Genomic DNA, 15,948 nt, shown 5'->3' with positions numbered 1-15,948 from the left:
CGCCAGGACCCATCCCCTTCACCCAAGGCCTCAGACGCTTCAACGCCATCGTCGACGGCTTCGTTCTCGCCTCACAAAAATGAACCCGAAGCAAATGTGTGCGCACGCTAGCCCACAGGGGAGAAGGCAAGAGGGAACTACTTCCCCGCCGTGCTCGTTTCCAGCGTCTTGGGTGTGGTCAGGCGGCCGTGGCCGGAGATGGCGTTGCCGGCATCGGGCGCCAGCCGCATGAACGACAGCGACGCGGCGGCCGAAATCGCCGCGACGACGAAAAACGCGGTGTGGAAATCCGCCAGCGTCAGTGACCGGTCGTGCAGGCTTGTGGACACTTCCAGGATTCCGCCGGCCAGCGCCACGCCGAGCGCGACCGACAACTGCTGGAACACCGCCGTGATCGGTGTCGCCTTGCTGGTGTCTTCAGCCGAAACCTCGGCATAGGCGAGCGCATTGACGCCGGTGAAGAACATCGAGCGGATGAAGCCGCCGACGAGCAGCATGGCCAGCATCAAGAGATAGGGTGTGTCGGGTGTGAACAGGCCGTTGATGGCGATCGAGGCGGCGGCGACCAGAGAACCGACAACCAGGACGCGGCGGAAGCCGGCGACGCGGAAGATCAGCGCGGTGACAAACTTCATCCCGATGGCGCCGATCGCCGAGACGAAGGTGATCATGCCGGACTGGAACGGCGTCAGCCCAAAACCGATCTGGAACATCAGCGGCAGCAGGAACGGCACGGCACCAATGCCGATGCGGAACAGTCCGCCGCCAAGCACCGAGGAGCGGAACACCTGGTTGCGGAACAATTCGAGCGCCAGCAAGGGATTTTTGGCGCGCCGCGCGTGCAGCAGATAGAGCGCGCCCGACAGCAGGCCGACCGCTACGGTGATAAGGCCGGTGGCCGGCGGCAAATAGGGCAGGCTCACCACCGACAGGCCGAAAACCACGCCGGATGCCGCCAGCCCGCTTAGCACGAAGCCGAGGAAGTCGAGCGGCGGCGTCTCCATCGATTCGGTCTCCGGCAGGAAACGCGTCGCCAGCCAGATGCCGATCAGGCCGATCGGCACATTGATCAGGAAGATCCAGTGCCAGGTGAAGTAGGTGGTGATGAAGCCGCCGACCGGCGGCCCGACCAACGGTCCGACCAACGCCGGAACGGTTAGCCAGGACATCGCCGCGACGAGTTCGCTTTTTGGTGTCGCGCGCACCAGCACCAGCCGCCCGACCGGTGTCATCATGGCGCCGCCAATGCCTTGCAGGAAGCGCGAGACCACAAAAGCCGGCAGCGAACCGGAGAGCGCGCAGGCGATCGAGCCGACGATGAAGACGGCGATCGCGGCGCGAAAGATATTCTTGGCGCCGAAACGGTCGGCCATCCAGCCGCTGATCGGAATGAAGATCGCCAGCGAGACGAGATAGGCGGTCAGGGCCAGCTTGAGCGCGATCGGGCTGGTGTGGATGTCGACGGCGATCGCCGGCAGCGATGTCGCGATAACAGTCGAATCCATGTTTTCCATGAAAAGGGCGACCGCCAATATAAGCGGGATGGTGCGGTTCAAGGAACGCGTCCAGACTTGAATGTTGCGTTGCCGGTTGCATGTCGGCCCTGAGGCGGGCGGTTACCATGCCTTCGCCGGGATGTCGCATTAATTTGCTGTCACTTTTGTGCGACCGGCAACCACAGGTGGCATCCCTTCGCCGGAAAGTCACCTTTCCGGGAGCGTGAAATCATCCGCTTTTCATCGGTGCTTGGACGTGGTACCAGCCAGCGCCAATCCTGAAAGGGAAGAAACGAGTCGGCGCTGTCCATTCCGGTCCAGCGCTTTTTTGTATTCCCCCACCGTTTTTATGTTCAAGGGACTGGCCATGGCAAAAATCATCGAAACGTCCACCGGCGCATTGGCGCTGACCTTTGACGACGTGCTGCTGCAGCCGGGTCATTCCGAGGTCATGCCCGGCGAAACCGATGTCCGCACCCGCATCGCCGGCGACATCGACCTGAATGTGCCGATCCTGTCGGCGGCGATGGACACCGTCACCGAGGCGCGGCTTGCCATAGCCATGGCCCAGGCCGGCGGCATTGGCGTCATCCACCGCAATTTCTCGCCGGCCGAACAGGCCGAGCAGGTGCGGCAGGTCAAGAAATTCGAATCCGGCATGGTGGTCAATCCCGTCACCATCGGCCCCGACGCGACGCTCGCCGACGCGCTGGGCCTGATGCGCAGCTATTCGATCTCGGGCATTCCGGTGGTCGAGAACGGCGGCAGCGGCGGCCACAAGATCGGCCGGCTGATCGGCATCCTGACCAATCGCGACGTGCGCTTTGCGTCCGATCCGGCGCAGAAGGTCCATGAACTGATGACCCGTGACAACCTGATCACGGTCAAGGAGAACGTCGACCAGGACGAGGCCAAGCGCCTCCTGCACCAGCACAGGATCGAAAAGCTGGTGGTCGTCGACAGGCAGGGCAATTGCGTCGGACTGATCACCGTCAAGGACATCGAGAAGTCGCAGCTCAACCCGCACGCCACCAAGGACGCACAGGGCCGCCTGCGCGCCGCCGCCGCCACGAGCGTCGGCGATGACGGTTTCGAGCGCGCCGAACGCCTCATCGATGCCGGCGTCGACCTTCTGGTGATCGACACCGCGCATGGCCACTCGCAACGCGTGCTCGACGCCGTCACGCGGGCGAAAAAACTATCCAACTCCGTCCGCATCCTGGCTGGCAACGTCGCCACCGCCGCGGGCACGCAGGCGCTGATCGACGCCGGCGCCGACGCCGTCAAGGTCGGCATCGGCCCGGGTTCCATCTGCACCACCCGCATCGTTGCCGGCGTCGGCGTGCCGCAGCTCTCAGCCATCATGTCGGCGGTCGAGACGGCGCACAAATCCGGCGTCTCGGTGATCGCCGATGGCGGCATCAAATATTCCGGCGATCTGGCAAAGGCGCTCGCCGCAGGCGCCAGTGCCGCCATGATCGGCTCGCTGCTGGCCGGAACCGACGAAAGCCCGGGCGAGGTCTATCTGCATCAGGGCCGCTCCTTCAAGGCCTATCGCGGCATGGGCTCGGTCGGCGCCATGGCCCGCGGCTCCGCCGATCGCTACTTCCAGGCCGAGGTGCGCGACACGCTGAAACTGGTCCCGGAAGGCATCGAAGGGCAGGTTCCCTACAAAGGACCTGTGTCTGGTGTGCTGCACCAGCTTGCGGGCGGGCTGAAAGCCGCTATGGGTTATGTTGGTGGCCGCGACCTTGCCGATTTCCGCGAGCGCGCCACCTTTGTGCGCATATCCAATGCCGGACTTCGTGAAAGCCACGCCCATGACGTCACGATTACCCGCGAAAGCCCGAACTATCCCGGCGGAGCCTGACCAGTACGGGCTCGGGCGGAGCCTGACGGCAACGATCCTGCGGCTGCCGCGCCACGCAGGCGCACTCTGTTTCCTGTCGGCGGTGGTTTTCATCGCCATGACGGCTATGGAATTCCTCTACTTCCGCCAGTTGAGCGGCGGCTTGCCATCACTCGACATGCGTATTTTCGGTTTCACTCCGGACGAAGGCATGGCCTGGCTGACGGCACTCGGCCGGCGCGGCGGCGAGATCATTCTCGTCTGGCACTATCTGACCTTCGATCTGTTGTTCCCGGCGCTGCTGTCTGTGACGCTGGTCAGCCTGATCCTGGCCACCGGCCGGCGATTGAAGGCTTTCCGCGTGCAGCCGGTGCAGCTGCAGTCGATCTTCGCGCTGGTCCTGGTGCTGCCCTACACGCTTGCCGACTACGCCCAGAACATCGCGGTAGCGCGGCTTCTGTCCGATTTCCTGTCGGCGAATCCGGACTCGCTGTCTTTGGCTTCGGCGCTCACCGTCACCAAATTCGCGCTTTTCGCCATCCCGGTGATCGTCATTGCCGCCTTCTGGCTGGCAGGCCAGAAACGCCTGGCCTGATGCCGCGCGCAAAGCTCAGCCGGGTAGGGGAAACTTCGTGAACCAGACCACGATCTTCTGGCCTGTTCTGGCGCATGTGCTGCTGATCTACATCGTCTACTGCATCCTGGGTCGCCGCAGATACGGCGCAATCAGGTCAGGCGAGGCGAAGCCAGCTCAGTTCAAGGTGCGTTCGACCGAGCCGGCCTCCAGCGTCACCGTTGCCGCCAATCTCACCAACCAGTTCGAGCTGCCGGTGCTGTTCTATGTGCTGTGCCTGACGCTGCACCTGACCAACGGCGTCAACTATCTGACCCTGGCGCTGATGTGGATTTTCGTCGCATCGCGCTATTTCCACGCCTGGGTTCACCTGACCAGCAACAATCTGCTGCTGCGCAGCCGCTCGTTCTTCGTCAGTGCGGTGATTCTCCTGCTGGGATGGATCTGGTTCGCGCTGCACCTGCTCGGCATGGTTTGAGCAGGGCACCTTTTCCTTCTCCCGCAAGGGGAGAAGGAAAATCCGCGAGGGACGTCTACAGGTCGAACACCGCAATCTTGCGCTTGTCGAACTTGATGCCGATCTCGCCGCGCACCAGCTTGAGCGCGGCCTCGCCGAACACCGCGCGCCGCCAGCCCTGCAGGGCCGGTACGTCGGCTTCCTCGCCCTCGGCGGCGATGCGATCGATGTCGTCGCTGGAGGCCAGCACTTTCGAGGCGACGCCTTCCTTTTCGGCGACGATCCGCAGCAGCACCTTCAACAGCTCCGCCGCGGCGTTTGAACCCTCGGGCGGCTGGAAACTCTTCGGCAGCTTCGGCATCTGCTCCTTGGGCAAGGCAAGGGCGGTGTTGACCGCTCCAAGCAATGCCGTAGCGGTCGAGGAGCGCTCCCAGCCCTTCGGCGTCGTGCGCAGCTTGCCAAGGGCTGCCGCGTCGCGCGGCGCCTGCTGCGCCACCTCGTAGATCGCATCGTCCTTGAGTACGCGTCCGCGCGGCACGTCGCGTTCGCGCGCCTCGCGCTCGCGCCACGCCGCCACGCCTTGCACGATCGCCAACTCCTGCGGCTTGCGCAGCCGCATCTTCAGACGCTTCCAGGCGTCCTCGGGATGCGGGTCATAGGTCTCGCGCGAGGTCAGCACCTCCATTTCCTCGTTGAGCCAATGGGCGCGGTTTTCCCGCGCCAGTTCGGCGCTGAGGTGCTGATAGACCTCGATCAGATGGGTGACGTCGGCCAGCGCATAGTCGAGCTGCTTGTCGGAAAGCGGCCGGTGGCGCCAGTCGGTGAAGCGCGACGACTTGTCGAGCCGGGCGCCGGTGATGCGCTGCACGAGCTGATCGTAGGAAACGCTGTCGCCGAAGCCGCAGACCATCGCCGCCACTTGCGTGTCGAACACTGGATGCGGAACCAGATCGCCGAGATGGACGATGATTTCGATGTCCTGCCGCGCGGCGTGGAAGACTTTGACCACCGCCTCGTTGGCCATCAGCCTGAAGAACGGCTTCAGGTCGATATCGGGAGCCAGCGGATCGATCAGTGCCGTCACGCCGGGAGCGGCCATCTGGATCAGGCACAGGATCGGCCAAAACGTCGTTTCTCGAATGAATTCGGTGTCGACAGTGACGAAATCCGACTTTTCGAAAGCGGCGAGAACGGTCTCGAGTTCTTTCTGGGTGGTGATGACGTGCATCAAATCGCTTTTGGCAGGAGTAAGGTCTTCCTAGATTTCAGCCGCCGGGGCTTTCGTCAAGCTTTGGCACCGCCATCATGAGGTTCCCGGACCGTCGGAATCGCCGTTTCTCCTGGCCAGCCGCGCGAAAACCGTCGAAGTGCGCAGGAGCGCAATGAAGCGGCCGCGCCTGCCCGCCGGCACCCCGGACCGGGCCTGCATGCGGTAGAGGATGACGGCGATGAAGATCGCATAGACCACCGCGCTGAATACAAACAGGGCGCCCGGTCCGAAATATTGCATCGCCGTCGAGGCGGCGAACGGGCCGCCGATCGCGCCGAAGGAATAGAACAGCATCAGCGCCGCGTTGATCAGCACGAACTCGCCGGTGTCGGCGCGGTCGTTGGAATGCGCCGCCGACAGCGAATAGAGCGGCATGGCGAAACAGCCGAAGATGAAGATGAAGATGAAGTTGAGCGCCGGATTGCTGCCGGCGATGAACACCAGCGCCAGCGCCGAAAACATCGCGCAGCACGTCGTCATCAGCAGCACCCGGCGCCGGTCCCAGCGGTCGGAGAGGTAGCCGAGCGGATACTGGATGATGGCGCCGCCGAAGATGCCGACGCTGACGAAGGTGACGACATCGGCGACCGACATGCCGATCTGCTCGGCATAAACCGGCGACAAGGTGCGAAAGGCGCTGTTGGTGACGCCGACGGCGATGCAGCCGAAGCAGCCCAGCGGCGAAATCCGCCAGACGCGCGCCAGGTCGAGCTTGACGTCCTCCGGCGGCGTCGGGTTGGAGCGGTCGCCGAGCGAAACCGGCACCAGCGACAGCGTGATCATCATCGACATGATAGCGAAAATTGCGAAACCGCCAGCGCCGAAGATCGGGATCAGGAACTGGGCTGATGTCACCGAACCGATGTCGACCATCCGGTAGATCGCCAGCACGCGTGCCCGATCGTGATTGCCGACGCCGGAATTCAGCCAGCTTTCGACGATGGTGAACAGCCCGGCGAAGCAGAAGCCGCCGGCAAGACGCACCGCGCACCACATCACCGGATCGATGACCAGCACCAGGAGCAAGGTGCCGACTGAGGCGATTGCCGCCAGCGCCGAAAATGCCCTGATATGGCCGACCGCCTTCATGATGCGGGTGATGGCAAGGCAGCCGAGCAGGAAGCCGGCGAAGTAGAAGGTGCCCATCAGGCCGATGTCGGAAGCCGAAAACCCTTCCTGCGCGCCGCGCAGCGCGATCAGCGTGCTCTGCAGCCCATTGCCGCCGAGCAGGATGCCTGCGGCGAGAAGAAGCGGGATCATCGGGCGGATGGAGGACATGAAGAGGCGATCACGTGTCGGTGATCTCTTCTTGAACCATCGCCTTGACCAATACCAGCGGCAATTCCCGGCAAACTACAGCGAGGATATGTCCAACTCTTCGTGGAAGGTCCAAACGCTTATGAACGGGCCGTCGTTTAGGTTCTTGCTATAGATCGTCATGATCACCTGTTGCCGTTGATCGTCGCGCGGAGGCAACTGACCGGTGATGAGCCGGAAACCGTCGGGATCTACGCCAACAGCGAATTGCTGTTCCGGGTCGATACGATCGTAGTCGATTATGAGCCGCGATCCGTCGAACTGCTCCCGCATCGATTCGTCGTTCGGAAAGTCACCGTCGGAGAGGGCTTTGAACCGCGCCCAATCGTCTATGCGAGCCGCGTCAAGCAGGTTGACGATGCGGCTGCGCTCTTGAGGTGTCAGAAAGAGCTTCTGGTTTTGCATATCCTGATCTCATTTGCCGTAAACGTAGCGGTAGAGGATATCGCTATCCATTGTGCCGCCCAAGTTTACAACGGATGTCCTGTCGAAGCCGCTTGCCTTGACAAATCCGGCCTCCCATGCGCTTTTCGCGCAAATTTTGAGGCCGGGCTTGATGCTTGGCCTGCAACCCAGCACCCCGGACTTTATCAATGACAATGCACCGTTACCGCAGCCATACCTGTGCCCAGTTGAGGAAGAGCGACGTTGGCTCGACCGTTCGCCTGTCGGGCTGGGTGCATCGCGTGCGCGATCATGGCGGCCTGCTCTTCATCGACCTGCGCGACAATTACGGCCTGACCCAGATCGTCGCCGATCCGGATTCGCCGGCCTTCAAGGTCGCCGAGACCGTGCGTGGCGAGTGGGTCATCCGTGTCGACGGCGAGGTCAAGGCGCGTTTGCCCGAGACGACCAATGCCAATCTGCCGACCGGCGAGATCGAGATCTTCGCCCGCGAGATCGAGGTGCTGTCGGCGGCCAAGGAACTGCCGCTGCCGGTGTTCGGCGAGCCCGACTATCCCGAGGATATAAGGCTGAAGTACCGCTTCCTCGACCTGCGCCGCGAGACGCTGCACAAGAACATCATTGCGCGTACCAAAATCATCGCGGAAATGCGCAAGCGCATGGGCGAGGTCGGCTTTACCGAATTCTCGACGCCGATCCTGACCGCGTCTTCGCCCGAGGGCGCGCGCGACTTCCTGGTGCCGTCGCGCATCCATCCCGGCACCTTCTACGCGCTGCCGCAGGCGCCGCAGCAGTACAAGCAGCTGATCATGGTGTCGGGCTTCGACCGCTATTTCCAGATCGCGCCCTGCTTCCGCGACGAGGACCCGCGTGCCGATCGTCTGCCGGGCGAATTCTACCAGCTCGACCTTGAAATGAGCTTCGTCGAGCAGGACGACGTGCTGTCGACCATGGAACCTGTCATGCGCGGGGTCTTCGAGACCTTCGCCAACGGCAAACCGGTGACGCAGAACTTCCAGCGCATTCCCTATGATGTGGCCATGCGCAAATACGGCTCCGACAAGCCGGACCTGCGCAACCCGATCGAGATGCAGGCCGTCTCCGATCATTTTCGCGATTCCGGCTTCAAGGTGTTCGCCAACATCCTGGCCAACGACCCGAAGGCCGAAGTGTGGGGCATTCCCGCCAAGACCGGCGGCAGCCGCGCCTTCTGCGACCGCATGAATTCCTGGGCGCAGGGCGAGGGCCAGCCGGGGCTGGGCTATATCTTCTGGCGCAAGGAGGGCGACAAGCTCGAAGGCGCCGGTCCGCTCGCCAAGAACATCGGCGAGGAGCGCACCGAGGCGATCCGCCTTCAGCTCGGCCTTGCCGACGGCGACGCCGCGTTTTTCGTCGCCGGCGATCCGAAGAAGTTCGTCTCGTTTGCCGGTGCCGCGCGCACCCGCGCCGGCGAGGAGTTGAACCTCGTCGATCGCGAGCGCTTCGAACTGTGCTGGATCGTCGACTTCCCGTTCTTCGAATGGAACGAGGAAGAGAAGAAAATCGACTTCGCCCACAACCCGTTCTCGATGCCGCAAGGTGGCATCGATGCGCTGAACGGCGAGGATCTGCTCGGCATCAAGGCGTTCCAGTACGACATGGTCTGCAATGGCTTCGAGATCGCCAGCGGCGGTATCCGCAACCATCTGCCCGAAACCATGGTCAAGGCGTTCGAGACGGTCGGCCTCGACCGTGCCACGGTCGAGGAGCGCTTTGGTGGCCTCTACCGCGCCTTCCAGTATGGCGCGCCGCCGCATGGCGGCATGGCTGCCGGCGTCGACCGCGTCGTCATGCTGCTGGTGGGCGCCAAGAACCTGCGCGAGATCACCATGTTCCCGATGAACCAGCAGGCCTATGATCTGTTGATGAATGCACCCTCGGAAGCGAGCCCGCAGCAGCTTCGCGACCTGGCGCTGCGCGTTGCCGTGCCCAAGAAGGACGCCTGATCGCGCGCTTTGGGCGATGCTTTAAAGAACCGCCCGAACCGATTCTTTCAATTCGCTAATCCGAAGAAAAAGCCCGGCATCGCTGCCGGGCTTTTCGCATAGCGAGATCGCTTCGATCAGTCTTCGTTGGCCTTGACGGTGACACCGAGCGTCTTGGGCAGATCGAGCGGGTTGGACATGGCGCCCGCCATGATCAGCGCGAACGGCACGGATGCCGGCGGCTCGGCCGAGATTTCGAGGCTCTTCGGATCGTCGAGGAATTTGCTGACCGCGGCCGTAACCTGCGCAGTCAGTTCCGGATTGTTGAGCTGCGCCATGCCGAACGGCACGATCGCCTTGGCCTGGTTGGCGATGTCCTTGCCGGACATGCCCTGCTGCTTGCCGACATAGTCCAGAACCTTGTTGGTCAGCGAATCGTCGTCGAAGCGGATCGAGGCGCTGTTGAACGAAAGCTGCTGCAACAGGCCGAGCATGGCCATGCCTTGCGCCGAATTGTCGGCGCCTTCCGGCTGTGCCGCCATCTTCTTCTGCATTTCCTGCAGCGACTTGATGAAGTCCAGCGTGTAGCCGCCGAGATTGAAGGTCATGCCGAGCGTGCCGGCATTCTCGACCGAGATGTCGTATTTCGACAGTGCCATCTTGCCGTCCGTGGGCTGCCAAGTGCCGGCCATTTCGAAATTGCCCGCGATGTTCTGGTAGCCGAGCGCGTTGATGACTTCCTTGGACTTGGGATCGTCCACCAGCGTCAGGTCGGCATTGAATTTTTCCGTGGTGGCGGTGAATTCCATCGCCTTGCCGTCCGCCGGCGGCGTGATTTCGATGGCAAGCCCGTCCATCGAGAAGGCGGTCTTGTCGGCGACCTTGACGGTCATGTTCGAGAGTTCGGCGGACTTGTACATCATCAGCGAGCCCAGCGGGCCGGTGGAACCGTCGGCCGGAACTGTCATGTCGTGGATGACGAAGGGGCTGAGGTCGAGGGTGACGCCGTCCTTGCTGTGTGTGAAGGCAGCCGTTGATACGGTGGCGATGTCATAGCCGCCATTTGCCTCGGTCACGCCTTCGAGTTTGACGTCGCCGATGGGAAGCGCTTCCTTCTCCGCCGCCGGTTTGATGGCAACGCCCTGCAGCACCATGCTGGTGTTGTCGCCGGTCACCCCGGTCCAGGTGATGTCGACACCTTGTGCGACAAGCGCTGCCTTCAGCCGGTCGGCCACTGCCGTATCCTGTGCGAGGGCCGCATTCAGCGGCAGCGTGAGCAAGAAGGTCGAAAAAGCCAGTTTCTTGAGAATTGAGCGTTTGATTGTCATCGCAAGGTCCCTGAGAGTGTCCTGAAATTGTTTTTTCAATTATTTGCGCCATCACCATTCCGTGACGAACTGGACCGGAAAAAGGCGTGTCCCGGCACATTGGTCAAAAATCGCGGTGAAAGGCAAACCCGATCCCACCGTCTTTGCGCAAACCGGTGAATTTGTCATGAAGAGCCGATAGCCGGATATCGTCGCGCTTGGCGATAGAGCCCGCATGTAACAGGCTGATGTTGGCCGACATCCGCTGGGGTATGGTTTCATGTTGCAGAAAGGCCGGTATCTCCGTCGGGCTCTTGCCGCGAATCACCCGCTCGGCTAGTCCGAGCCCATGGGAAAAAGGCTTTTGCCGCCTGAAAATGGCGGTGGCGATCACATCGAGCCGGTCGATCTGAAGAAGGCGCTGGAAGAGCGCTATCTGGCCTATGCGCTGTCGACCATCATGCACCGGGCGCTGCCCGATGTGCGCGACGGACTGAAGCCGGTCCATCGCCGCATCATGCACGCCATGCGCCTGCTGCGGCTCAACCCCGATCAGGGCTTTGCCAAATGCGCCCGCATCGTCGGCGAGGTGATGGGCAAGTTCCACCCGCATGGCGACCAGTCGATCTATGACGCGCTGGTGCGGTTGGCGCAGGATTTCTCGATGCGCTATCCCCTGGTCGACGGCCAGGGCAATTTCGGCAACATCGATGGCGATAACGCCGCCGCCATGCGCTACACTGAAGCGCGCATGACCGATGTGGCGACCGAACTTTTGTCCGGCATCACCGAGGATGCCGTCGATTATCGGCCGACCTACAATGAAGAAGACGAGGAGCCGGTGGTTTTGCCCGGCGCCTTTCCCAACCTTTTGGCCAACGGCTCGTCCGGCATCGCGGTGGGCATGGCGACATCGATCCCGCCCCACAACGCCGCCGAGCTTTGCGATGCCGCACTTCACCTGATCGAAAACCGGGACGCGCCGGTGGCGAAGCTGATGGACTTTGTCCAGGGGCCGGATTTCCCGACCGGCGGCATCATCGTCGACAGCCGCGCCTCGATCCTCGAAGCCTACGAAACCGGTCGCGGTGGCTTTCGCGTGCGCTCGAAGTGGTTCCAGGAGGACCAGGGCAGGGGCACCTGGAGCATCGTTGTCACCGAAATCCCGTACGGCGTGCAGAAGGCGCGGCTGATCGAGAAGATCGCCGAGCTGCTGATGGCGCGCAAGCTGCCGCTGCTCGAGGACATCAGGGATGAAAGCGCCGAGGACGTCCGCGTCGTGCTGGTGCCGAAGAGCCGTTCGGTCGATCCCGGCATCCTGATGGAATCGCTGTTCAAGCTGACCGAGCTCGAAAGCCGCTTCCCGCTCAACATGAATGTGCTGTCGCGCGGCAAGGTGCCCAACGTGCTGTCGCTGAAGGGCGTGCTGCAGGAGTGGCTCGAGCACCGCCGCGAGGTTTTGGTCCGCCGCTCGAAACATCGCCTCGGCGAAATCGAAAGACGGTTGGAGATACTTGCCGGCTACCTGATCGCCTACCTCAACATCGACGAGGTGATCAGGATCATCCGCGAGGAGGATGAGCCAAAGCAGGTCATGATGGCCCGCTGGTCGCTCACCGACACCCAGGCCGAAGCCATCCTCAACATGCGGCTGCGCGCTCTGCGCAAGCTTGAAGAATTCGAGATCCGCAAGGAATTCGACGGCCTGAGCGCGGAGAAAAAGCAGATCGAGGCACTGCTTGCTTCAAACGAGAAGCAGTGGGCGACGATCAAGTGGGAAGTCACCAACATCCGCGACAAGTTCGGTCCGGAGACCGAGCTCGGCAAGCGCCGCACCCAGTTCGCCGACGCGCCCGAGCATGATCTGACCGACATCGCCCATGCCATGATCGAGCGCGAGCCGGTCACCGTCGTCGTCTCGGAAAAGGGCTGGCTGCGGGCGATGAAGGGGCATCTGGCCGATCTCTCGACGCTGACCTTCAAAGAGGGCGACAGCCTCAAGCTCGCCTTCCATGCGCAGACCACTGACAAGGTGCTGGTCTTCACCACCGGGGGCAAGTTCTACACCATCGGCGCCGACCGGCTGCCTGGCGGGCGCGGCCATGGCGAGCCGATCCGCATCATCGTCGATATGGACAATGACCAGGACATCGTCACCGCCTTCGTTCACGATCCGAAGCGCAAGCTGCTGCTGGCCTCGCACGACGCCAACGGTTTTATCGTGCCGGAGGAGGAGGTCGTTGCCAACACCCGCAAGGGCAAGCAGGTGATGAACGTCAAGGCGCCGGACGAAGCCAAGCGCTGCATCCCGGTCACCGGCGACCATCTCGCCATCGTCGGCGAGAATCGCAAAATGCTGGTGTTCGCGCTCGCAGAGATTCCGGAGATGGGCCGCGGCAAGGGCGTGCGCCTGCAGAAATACAAGGATGGCGGCCTTCTCGATCTCAAGCCGTTCACGCTGGAGAGCGGCCTCTCCTGGCAGGATTCAGCCGACCGCACCTTCACAAGGTCGCGCGAGGAACTGGCTGAATGGATCGGCGCCCGTGCCTCGGCCGGACGCATGGTGCCGAAGGGATTCCCGAGGACGGGGAAATTTGGGTAGCGAGTGAAGCTGCCGATCCCCCCTCGTGGGGGAGATGCCCGGGGAGAGGGGGGCGCTGTCCCGCCGACGGTCGAGTTCACAGATACTCGATTGGTTTGCGGCCCACGGTCCAAATCCAAGGCCGCGATCCTTCACACCCCCCTCTGTCCTGCCGGGCCTCCCCCACGAGGGGGGAGATTGGCAGCTTCACCATCTCATTTGGACTATCGTCACGATTGCTGCACTATATCAGTGCATAGACAGGAGGGGTGTTTGGGAGAGCCAGGCGTTTGAAGGAAGCAAGAATCCAGAAACCGGAACGGCAGCAGCGCCTCTTCGGCCTGTCGACGCCGCTCAGGGCAGCCGTCATCCCGCCGCTGTCGGCGGCACGCTGGCTGCTGGTGCTGATCGTTGCCGCCGGCGTCTATTTCTTCCACGGCTTCCTGTTTCCGGTGCTGGCGGCGCTCGTCATCGCTTTCGCCAGCTGGCCGCTCTACCGCCGCCTGCTTGTCGCGGTCGGCGGCAACCGCACCATCGCCGCGACCTTCGCCATCCTGTTCATCCTCGCCTTCCTGGTGATCCCGATCGCGCTCGCCGGCACCTATGCGATCAACGAGGTCCGCGAATGGGTCGCCTGGGCGATCGAGACCAACCGCCACGGCGCGGTGACGCCACACTGGATCGCCACCATGCCTGTCGTGGGCGAGTGGCTGAACGAACAGTGGACCACCAATTTCGGCCATCCCGGCGGCATTGGTGAGCTGATCCAGCTGGTCAGCGGCGCTAATATCGGCAGCATCTATCGTGGCGTGCTGGCCGCAGGCGGCAGTGCTTTCGGCCTGCTGTTGACGCTGCTGTTCATGATGATCGCGCTGTTCTTCGCCTATCGCGACGGCGAGCACTTTGCCGGCCAGGTCGACCGTCTCGGCGAGCGCATCCTGCCGGCCAGATGGGAGCGGATCTCGCGCGTCGTGCCGGCGACGATCTCGTCGACGGTGACCGGCATGACCGTCATCGCCATCGGCGAGGGCCTGGTGCTGGGCATCGCCTACTGGCTGGCCGGCGTGCCGTCGCCGGTCACACTCGGCGCCCTGACCGGCGTCATGGCGCTCATCCCGGGCGGTGCACCGCTGTCGTTCACGCTGGTCTCGATCTACCTCGCCGCCAGCGGCTCGCCGATGGCCGGGCTGGCGCTGTTCCTCTGGGGGGCGGTCGAACTGTTCATCGTCGACAAGACATTGCGCCCCAAGCTCGTCGGTGGCCCGATAAAACTGCCCTTCCTGCCGACTTTTTTCGGTCTGATCGGCGGCGTCAAGACCATGGGGTTTCTCGGCCTGTTCATCGGCCCGGTGCTGATGGCCCTGCTGGTGGCTATCTGGCGCGAATGGCTGCGCGAGGTGGAAATGGCGGAAGACGTCGTTCCCGATGGCGTCGCCGAGATCGAAGGCAGCCCGCCGCAGATCGAAATTGTCGCCGAGAAAAAGGCCCGGGCATGATCTTCGGGATCCAAGCGCGACTCACCTGACGTCGGTCTACGCATGTTTTTGCGATTTGTTCTGCCAAGAATTATTGAGGGAATGCAGGCGCGCGAAGGTTTTTTTGGCGCTGCCTACGAATTGCGAGGCCAACCTGATATCGATCAACACACGTTAGATCGGCTGGAAGATAGTCTCGCCTGGTTTCGACAGAACCTTGCGGTACCGCCACGTTTCAACCTCTCAAGATCGAAAGGTTTTTACCGGAAACAGACGACCCAAGGATTAAGCTGGTTCAAGCCAACGGCAACGGACCATTTGGCAAGGGCTTATGACCTCGCGGCGCTCCTTGGGCGGCATGGGCATCATGTCGAGGTCATGAAGAGTTCCCGTCTGGGATATGTTGTTTACGAGGACGAATACCAGATAATCGCAGAGCCTTTTTCAGATACGGCAACGCGTTGATTGCGCTTGCGTGCGCTGCAGGTCTGGAACGACTGCCGTCCACTCTCTAGGCCGGGTGAGCGACGGCGAGCGTCGCTCGGCGCTTGCGGCCCTCATGCAGTTGCCACAGCGAATGCGCAGTCAGCGTGACGATCAGGATCCCGCCGCCGATCAGGCTGTTGCGGGTCGGTGCCTCGGCAAAGATCATCCACACCCAGACCGGCGCCAGCACCGTTTCGAGCAGGTAGAACATCGCCACTTCCGGTCCTGAAATGTATTTCGGCCCGGCGGCAAGGCAGAAGAACGAGATCGGCATGATGATGGCGCCGTTGAAGACGATCCACCATGGCGCGTTCACATGAAAGCCTTCGCCTGACACCATGAAGACCGCCAGCGCGAGCGGCAGAAGGACGCCGACGAGCGAGGTGAATCCCATGTCCTTGCCGCTGGCGCGCGAGATGGTGATGGCCACCGCGATGAAGAAGGCCGAGCACAGCGCCATGAAATCGCCGAACAGCTTGCCGGTGCCGACCGAGCCGCCGACGATGACCAGCACGCCGAGGATCATGATCGCCATCGCCGCGATGGTCACCAGCCGCGGCCTCTCGCGCAGGAATATCCAGGACAGCAACCCCGCAAAGACGGTGTTGAAGGCCAGGATGAACACCAGGTCGGCGGTCGAGGTGTGGTAGACGGCGGTGACGAAGGTGATCCCGGTCAGCCCGTAGCATATCGCCACGATCAGGCCGGACCAGCCGGGGATCAGCGGCGGGGCGTTTCGGCTGAGTGCCCGCCAGACCGACCAGATG

14 protein-coding genes are annotated in these 15,948 nt (G+C 62.6%); 7 read left to right on the top strand and 7 right to left on the bottom strand.

The features are described 5' to 3' along the window. Window positions 1-137 precede the first annotated feature (137 nt). Window positions 138-1,556, bottom strand: a complete 1,419-nt coding sequence (locus EN955_RS28790) for a DHA2 family efflux MFS transporter permease subunit (protein ID WP_013532287.1) — start codon at window positions 1,554-1,556, stop codon at window positions 138-140. A 307-nt stretch (window positions 1,557-1,863) separates the two neighbouring features. Here EN955_RS28790 and guaB point away from each other — a divergent pair, with 307 nt between their 5' ends. From guaB to EN955_RS28775, 3 genes are read left to right on the top strand one after another with little or no spacing between them, the layout of a single operon-like run. Then, window positions 1,864-3,366 carry an IMP dehydrogenase gene (gene guaB / locus EN955_RS28785; RefSeq protein WP_013532286.1) on the top strand — a complete coding sequence of 501 codons (1,503 nt, stop codon included), beginning with the start codon at window positions 1,864-1,866 and terminating at the stop codon, window positions 3,364-3,366. After that, on the top strand, window positions 3,317-3,940 hold the full coding sequence (locus EN955_RS28780; RefSeq protein WP_013532285.1) for a hypothetical protein: 624 nt from the start codon (window positions 3,317-3,319) through the stop codon (window positions 3,938-3,940). Before guaB ends, EN955_RS28780 begins: the two co-directional genes overlap by 50 nt. Window positions 3,941-3,977: 37 nt before the next feature. After that, window positions 3,978-4,397, top strand: a complete 420-nt coding sequence (locus EN955_RS28775; protein ID WP_013532284.1) for an MAPEG family protein — start codon at window positions 3,978-3,980, stop codon at window positions 4,395-4,397. Window positions 4,398-4,452: 55 nt separating this feature from the next. Here the strand turns inward: EN955_RS28775 and rnd are convergent, their stop codons facing one another. From rnd to EN955_RS28760, 3 genes are all read right to left on the bottom strand, one after another. After that, window positions 4,453-5,604: a ribonuclease D gene (rnd, locus tag EN955_RS28770; RefSeq protein ID WP_024504704.1), complete on the bottom strand. Its 1,152-nt coding sequence runs from the start codon at window positions 5,602-5,604 to the stop codon at window positions 4,453-4,455. Window positions 5,605-5,679: 75 nt separating this feature from the next. Next, window positions 5,680-6,924: an MFS transporter gene (locus EN955_RS28765; protein WP_024504703.1), complete on the bottom strand. Its 1,245-nt coding sequence runs from the start codon at window positions 6,922-6,924 to the stop codon at window positions 5,680-5,682. Window positions 6,925-6,999: 75 nt separating this feature from the next. Then, on the bottom strand, window positions 7,000-7,368 hold the full coding sequence (locus EN955_RS28760; RefSeq protein WP_024504702.1) for a hypothetical protein: 369 nt from the start codon (window positions 7,366-7,368) through the stop codon (window positions 7,000-7,002). 194 nt (window positions 7,369-7,562) lie between these two features. Between EN955_RS28760 and aspS the strand changes: the two genes are divergently transcribed. Continuing rightward, entirely contained in the window at window positions 7,563-9,353 is a 1,791-nt protein-coding gene (aspS, locus tag EN955_RS28755; protein WP_024504701.1) for an aspartate--tRNA ligase, read from the top strand. A 116-nt stretch (window positions 9,354-9,469) separates the two neighbouring features. On the opposite strand, the gene EN955_RS28750 is transcribed toward aspS, so the two are convergent. Together EN955_RS28750 and EN955_RS28745 are read right to left on the bottom strand one after the other, a co-directional pair. Beyond that, a complete protein-coding gene (locus EN955_RS28750) occupies window positions 9,470-10,660 on the bottom strand; it encodes a hypothetical protein (RefSeq protein WP_024504700.1) in 1,191 nt (396 codons plus the stop codon). Between the two features lie 103 nt (window positions 10,661-10,763). Further along, on the bottom strand, window positions 10,764-11,033 hold the full coding sequence (locus EN955_RS28745) for a hypothetical protein (RefSeq protein WP_127423385.1): 270 nt from the start codon (window positions 11,031-11,033) through the stop codon (window positions 10,764-10,766). Between EN955_RS28745 and parC the strand changes: the two genes are divergently transcribed. From parC to EN955_RS28730, 3 genes are all read left to right on the top strand, one after another. Further along, window positions 10,989-13,241: a DNA topoisomerase IV subunit A gene (gene parC, locus EN955_RS28740; protein WP_024504699.1), complete on the top strand. Its 2,253-nt coding sequence runs from the start codon at window positions 10,989-10,991 to the stop codon at window positions 13,239-13,241. The two genes, EN955_RS28745 and parC, sit on opposite strands and share 45 nt — an antisense overlap. A gap of 269 nt (window positions 13,242-13,510) precedes the next feature. Then, entirely contained in the window at window positions 13,511-14,716 is a 1,206-nt protein-coding gene (locus tag EN955_RS28735; RefSeq protein WP_024504698.1) for an AI-2E family transporter, read from the top strand. A gap of 42 nt (window positions 14,717-14,758) precedes the next feature. Continuing rightward, a complete protein-coding gene (locus EN955_RS28730; protein WP_013532276.1) occupies window positions 14,759-15,160 on the top strand; it encodes a hypothetical protein in 402 nt (133 codons plus the stop codon). Between the two features lie 46 nt (window positions 15,161-15,206). Here the strand turns inward: EN955_RS28730 and EN955_RS28725 are convergent. Further along, window positions 15,207-15,948 (bottom strand): DMT family transporter (locus EN955_RS28725; RefSeq protein ID WP_164769917.1); only part of this gene is annotated, 742 nt, incomplete at its 5' end.

Origin of the sequence: Mesorhizobium sp. M7A.F.Ca.CA.001.04.2.1, assembly GCF_003998485.1 — a bacterium.
Lineage (GTDB): Bacteria > Pseudomonadota > Alphaproteobacteria > Rhizobiales > Rhizobiaceae > Mesorhizobium > Mesorhizobium ciceri.
The sequence above is the reverse complement of the archived record's forward strand: the minus strand, read 5'-3'. Positions and strand labels throughout refer to the sequence as shown.